The 6,015-nt window shown below is 61.5% G+C and carries 4 protein-coding genes and 1 pseudogene; 2 read left to right on the forward strand and 3 right to left on the reverse strand.

The features are described 5' to 3' along the window. Positions 1–501: 501 nt before the first annotated feature. Positions 502–1,278, forward strand: a complete 777-nt coding sequence (locus E7813_RS17990; RefSeq protein WP_291576107.1) for a cyclase family protein — start codon at positions 502–504, stop codon at positions 1,276–1,278. A gap of 60 nt (positions 1,279–1,338) precedes the next feature. On the opposite strand, the gene E7813_RS17995 is transcribed toward E7813_RS17990, so the two are convergent. Then, positions 1,339–2,304 carry a tripartite tricarboxylate transporter substrate binding protein gene (locus tag E7813_RS17995; protein ID WP_291576109.1) on the reverse strand — a complete coding sequence of 322 codons (966 nt, stop codon included), beginning with the start codon at positions 2,302–2,304 and terminating at the stop codon, positions 1,339–1,341. Between the two features lie 88 nt (positions 2,305–2,392). Here E7813_RS17995 and E7813_RS18000 point away from each other — a divergent pair, with 88 nt between their 5' ends. Next, on the forward strand, positions 2,393–4,630 hold the full coding sequence (locus tag E7813_RS18000) for a DUF3604 domain-containing protein (RefSeq protein ID WP_291576111.1): 2,238 nt from the start codon (positions 2,393–2,395) through the stop codon (positions 4,628–4,630). 3 nt (positions 4,631–4,633) lie between these two features. Here the strand turns inward: E7813_RS18000 and E7813_RS18005 are convergent, their stop codons facing one another. Further along, positions 4,634–5,629, reverse strand: coding sequence for a formylglycine-generating enzyme family protein (locus E7813_RS18005; protein ID WP_291576113.1), 996 nt, complete (start codon positions 5,627–5,629; stop codon positions 4,634–4,636). Between the two features lie 28 nt (positions 5,630–5,657). Further along, positions 5,658–6,015 (reverse strand): annotated as a pseudogene (locus E7813_RS18010) (arylsulfatase); the annotation flags it as partial.

A 6,015-nucleotide genomic window follows, 5' to 3' on the forward strand; every position in this document is an offset into this window, starting at 1 on the left:
AGTTATCCGCCGGCGACGGTGGCAACAAAGCCCGGTCACCGGGGAGAGCGCGAAATAAGCCGTAAAACCATTGTGCGGGGAATGCCGGGTGATTTCCGGTGTGACCATGGTGACTTTGCTGGCATGGCTTGTTTTTCTGCCCTGCCAGGCTGCGGGCGCATTGGGCGCCCGGCATTCCCTGCGCCCTCTGATTTCAGAGAGCAGAAGGTTCCTCGCAAAACTCGGGCGCATTGCGCCGCGAGATTGCGAAATTGTGTTTGCTAAAAAGATTTACCCTCAGCCGTCATCGCCCGCGAAGGCGGGCGATCCAGTATTCCAGAGACGCTGATGATTGAATCGATAAGCCGCGGCGTACTGGATGCCCCGCCTTCGCGGAGCATGACGACCTTAGCGCCGTGAGAGTGCGAACCGCTGACTCGCAATGACGTTGGGCTGTTTGAAAAATCGATGGGGCGCTGCTAGCGTCTGCGAAACTCAAGCGTCAGCGGCGAGGAAGCGCATATGACCAGGCGACTGATCGACATTTCCGTTCCGCTGCAAAACGACGTACCGGCCGATCCGCCCGGCGGACACCCCACCATCGTCTATATCGATCACCAGCAGGGCCTGCCGCGCATGCTGCAGTTCTTCGAGGGGTTGAAGGCCGAGGATCTGCCGGACGGACAGGGCTGGGCGGTCGAACAGGTGCAGCTCTCGACCCACAACGGCACCCATCTCGACGCACCCTGGCATTTCCATCCCACCATGAATCGCGGCGAGCGCTCATGGACCATCGACGAAGTGCCGCTGGAATGGTGCCTGCAGTCCGGCGTCAAGCTCGACTTCCGGCACTTGCCCGACGGTTACGTGGCGACCGCAAAGGATGTCGAAACGGAACTCAGGCGTATCGGACACACGCTCTCGCCGCTGGAGATCGTGGTGGTCAACACCAGCGCCGGCGTCAAATACGGGCGGCAGGATTACGTCACCTCGGGCTGCGGCATGGGCTATGAGGCCACGATGTATCTGCTTGAACGCGGCGTGCGGCTGACCGGCATCGACGGCTGGAGCTGGGATGCGCCGTTCGTCCACACCGCGAAGAAATACGCCGAAACCAGGGACGCCAGCCTGATTTGGGAAGGCCACAAGGCCGGCCGCCACATCGGCTACTGCCACATCGAAAAGCTGCACAATCTGGAGCTCTTGCCCTCGACCGGTTTCACCGTGTCGTGTTTCCCGGTCAAGATCGAGCGCGCCTCGGCGGGCTGGACCCGGGCGGTGGCTATCATCGACGGGTAGAATAAGGTGCTGGCGGTCTTGTGCAGAAGAACATCATGGAATGGTATCGGTGAAGTCTTCTCATTCCACCTTCACATTGAGTTCTTTTACCAGCCGCGCATATTTGTCGGAATCGTCACGCACCAGCTTCGCGTACTGCTCCGCAGTTCCGCCGGCAGGCTCTTGCGCCTGGTCGTTGAAGATCTTGCGAACTTTCTCGTCGCCCAGCGCCGCGTTGACCTCGCTGTTGAGACGGGTGGCGATCCCGGGCGGAGTGCCTGCCGGTGCGAACACGCCAATTCGTTGATCGATCACGAGACCATCGAGGCCCGATTCCTGAAACGTCGGCACATCTGGCAGCGCCGGCGAACGCTTCGTCATCGACTGAGCCAGCAGGTTGAGGCCGCCGGTCTTGCAATAGGGGACCAGCGGCGTCGTCCCAAGCGATCCGAGCTTGATATGCCCGGCTACCAGATCGTTGATGGCCTGGCCGCCGCCGCGATAGGGCACCTGTTCGAGCGTGATGCCGGCAAGCTTCGCATACCACAGCCCAACCATGGCTTGTGGCGAACCGGCGCCGCTTCCGGTCGCAAAACCGAGACCCGGTTGCTTCTTCGCCAGTTCGGTCAGTTGAGCAAGCGTGGTGACCCCGAGCGAAGGATTGGCCGCCAATGCGATCGGCTGGCGGGAAATCTCGACCACCGGAACCAGCTCCTTCAGGGGATCGAAGTCCATTTTATAGACGTGCGGGTTGCTGCTGACCGCGTCCGTCCCGATCAGGATCGTATAGCCATCCGGCGCGCTTTTTGCGACATACTCGATGCCGATGTTGCCGTTGGCGCCCGATTTATTCTCAATCACAACTTGCTGGCCAAGCGTGCGTGACAGATAATCGCCAATGACGCGCGCGGCGATATCGGTCGAACCCCCAGCCGGGAATGGAACGATGAAGTGGATCGGATGGTCCGGCCATTCTCCCGCCGCGGCCACCAAGGGAGCGCAGGTTGTAACAGCCAGAACCAATCCGACAAAACGCAACTTCATCATCCAACCTCACTCCTCAATCGCCGCCGGCCCGGGCATCTTATCCTGCTCCACCTGGAAAACGGCACTATACCATAGGCCATGAATCAACATGCCATATTCAAAATACCTTCCCCGGCAGATGGGCTCCATCAAACTTGCAACACCGGGGCCGTTCGTCGCCGGGTCTCTTGCCGAACTCGTGCTGGTCTACACCGCCGGGACATTCGGCATCGACGACACCGGCATGGTGAAAGTGTCGTGGCGGACCACGTCGGATTTCAGCAAACCACAATTCACCAAGCCGGAGGCGGCGAATTTTACCACCGTTGAGGCAAGCAACGGCGCAAAACTCGAGGTCTGGTACGATCGCCTCAACATTCGCCCCTACGCCAACACGTTGTTGATCCGTATCGGGCGCGGTTATCTGCGTGCCGGGGACACGCTGACCATTCGACTCGGCGACCGGAGGCAGGGATCGCCCGGTCTGCGGCTGCAGACCAACGTCGAGAACAAGGTCGAGCTTCGCACCTCCGTCGATGCGTTTGCGGCTTACGAATTCTGCGAATTGCCGGAGCAGCCATCGTTCGACCTGATAGCGGGACCGGCGGCAAGCTGGAAGGCGATCCTGCCTTCGCTCGCGGTCGTTGGCGAGCCGTTTCGCCTTGCGATCGTCGCCGAGGACATGTGGGGCAACCCGACCGAGGACGCCTCGGGGACGCTCAGGTTTGAAACGTCACTGCCCGTTGGCGGACTGCCCGACAGCGTTACAATCAAGAAAGGCGATGGCCCGCGTGTGATAGAAAATCTGGTCGCGAATGGTGCCGGCGATATCGACCTGAAAGTATCGGCCGATGGCCGCATCCTTGCGCGTGCCAACCCGCTCCGGGTCGTGACGTCGGCGCCGATCCGGCGCTATTGGGCCGATCTGCATGGCCAAAGCGGCGAGACCATCGGCATGGGCACGGCGGAAGAGTATTTTCACTACGCCCGCGACAAGGCCTTCATCGATATGGTCGGCCATCAGGGCAACGATTTCCAGATCACCGATGGATTCTGGAAAGAGCTGAACGAACTGACCGCGCGGTTCGATCAACCCGGCAAGTTCGTCTGCCTGCCGGGCTATGAATGGTCGGGCAATACCGGCATGGGCGGCGACCGCAATGTGTTCTTTCGCCATGAAGGACGGACGATACGCCGCTCCTCCCACATCCTGGTCGAAGGCGAAACGTCCAGCGACGCGGTCTATACCGCCGACAAACTGTTCGATGCCTTGAGCGGCGAGAACTGCCGTGTCATCGCCCACGTCGGCGGACGCTATGCCGACGTCAAATATGCGCATGACGGGCGCGTCGAGCGCTGCGTCGAGGTGCATTCGACCTGGGGAACGTTCGAATGGATTTTGCACGACGCGCTTGAGAAGGGCTACCGCGTCGGCGTGGTCTGCCACAGCGATGACCACAAGGGGCGTCCGGGAGCGACGACACCCGGTGCGTCGAGTTTCGGTGCGATCGGAGGCTTGTCCTGTTATTTCATGCCGGAACTGACGCGCGATGCGCTGTTCGAAGCGCTGCGCAGGCGCTGGCACTACGGAACCACCGGCACGCGCCTGTTCCTCGATGTGCGCGGCTCGTTCGAGCAGGATGTCGTCGGATTCTCCGAGGATCCGCAGCTTGGTCCGGCGCGAGAACTTGCGGTACGGGAAGCCATGATGGGTGACATCATCCGCCCCGCGGCCGTGCCGATGAAGCTGTCGGTTGAGGCGATCGGAACGGCGCCGCTGGAACGTGTCGACGTGCTCCACGGCACGCAAGTCGTTCAGTCGGCGCGCCCGTTCAGGGCTGCCGACCTCGGCCGCCGGATACGAATCCTGTGGCAGGGGGCTGAATATCGCGGCCGCGGGCGCGAGACCGTTTGGCAAGGCAAGCTCACGGTCACCGGCAATCGCATCGCGCGCTTTGCGCCGGTGAATTTTCTCAATCCGGAACGCAAGGTGCTGGAAGCGACCCCGGGCGCGTCGCTGGCCTGGACCTCGGTGACGACCGGCAACCTTTCCGGCATCGATCTGTGGCTTGACAAGGCGCAGGCCGGCCTGTTGCAGGTCGAGACCAACATCGTGTCGGGTGAGGTAGACCTCGGCCGACTCGCCGACGGCAAGGTCGAGTTCGATGGCGGCGGGTTGGGCCGCAAACTCAGTGTCTACCGGTTGCCCGAGGCGGACTGGAGCCGGCGGTTGACGCTCGAGCATAAAGCCACGTTCAAGGGCGGCGCCGACCTGCCGGTCTACGTGCGGGTGACGCAGGCGGACGGCCATCAGGCGTGGTCGAGCCCGATCTATTTGATCGAATAGTATTCATTGTTCGGAATCGCCGGATTGCCCGTGATCATCGTCGCGAACCACCCTGAATCCGATATTGCCCGAGGAACTGTCCGGCGTATTGGAACTGCGCGCCGCGACGCGATAGCGGTTGCAGTAGGATTCATGGCAGAGATACGAGCCGCCGCGCAGCGAACGATTGGCGGTTTGCTCGCGCTGCAGCGGATCCTCGGCGGCAGTGACACGGTGATAGTCTGGCGAAAAATAATCCTCGCACCATTCCCAGACATTGCCCACAATGTTGTGCAAGCCATATCCATTTGGCTTGTAGGCGTAGACGGGCGCCGTTCCGGCGTAGCCGTCGCCGGCGGAATTATGAACCGGAAAGTCTCCCTGCCAGATATTGCAGCGATGCTCGCCGTCCGGCGTCAGGTCGTCGCCCCAGGGATAGATTGCCTGCTCGATGCCGCCGCGCGCCGCGAACTCCCACTCCGCTTCCGTCGGCAATCGCGTTCGCGACCACCGGCAATAGGCTTTCGCGTCGTTCCATGAAACATGCACCACAGGGTGATCGAGCCGATCGAGGATCGTGCTCGGCGGGCCTTCCGGTTGCGCCCAATAGGCGTGCGGCACCGGTACCCACCATGGCGTGCCGGCGGTCCGGCTGCCGATCGCGAGTTTGGTGGCCGAGGGCAAGAAAGCTTCGAATACGAAGCTCCAGCCATAGCGTTCGGCGTCGCTGACGTATCCGGTTGCACGCACGAAGTCGCCGAATTGCAAATTGCTGACGGCATGACACGCGATCGAAAAGTCCCGCAGCTTTACCCGGCGCGGCGGCCCTTCACCGTCTTCCGGAAATCGCGTGTTATCGGATCCCATGGTGAAAGATCCGCCTATCGGGCGGCTCCAGCGGCGCGCGATATCGATCGGGCTCGGCTCGATCCTTTCGGGCGTTACGGCGGATTCGGCCGACGTCGCCCGGATATCGCCGATACGGCCGCTTGCGCAGCAGCGGGGAGCACCTTCGGTCATTTCAAAGTCTGCGATCGGTGTCGCGCTCCTATCCTTGTTTCTCTTCCTCCCAGAACGCCGTGCCGCCTTCCGCCTTCATCAATTCGAGAATCTTCTCGCGCGGTATCACGCCACAGCGGTTGGCCCAAACGGTGTATTGCAAACTCAGGTCGCGGACGCGATCGGGATGCTGCGCGGCAAGATCGTGCATTTCGGTACGGTCGGCTTCCATATCGTAAAGTTCCCAGGGACCGGGATATTTCCGCACCAGTTTCCATTTGCCGACGCGGACCGCGGCATTGCCTTCGTGTTCCCAGAACAGCGGTCCACGGCCGCTATAGGCGGACGCAAATGACGGCACCAGGCTTTCTCCCTCGCACGGCAGGATGTTGTTGCCGTCGAAGACC

The organism is Bradyrhizobium sp. (genome assembly GCF_004799405.1).
Classification (GTDB): Bacteria; Pseudomonadota; Alphaproteobacteria; order Rhizobiales; family Xanthobacteraceae; genus Bradyrhizobium.

Coding starts and splice junctions, on each gene's coding strand:
- E7813_RS17990 (WP_291576107.1), top strand. CDS start 502: ATGACCAGGCGACTGATCGACATTTCCGTTCCGCTGCAAAACGACGTA.
- E7813_RS17995 (WP_291576109.1), bottom strand. CDS start 2,304: ATGATGAAGTTGCGTTTTGTCGGATTGGTTCTGGCTGTTACAACCTGC.
- E7813_RS18000 (WP_291576111.1), top strand. CDS start 2,393: ATGCCATATTCAAAATACCTTCCCCGGCAGATGGGCTCCATCAAACTT.
- E7813_RS18005 (WP_291576113.1), bottom strand. CDS start 5,629: ATGACCGAAGGTGCTCCCCGCTGCTGCGCAAGCGGCCGTATCGGCGAT.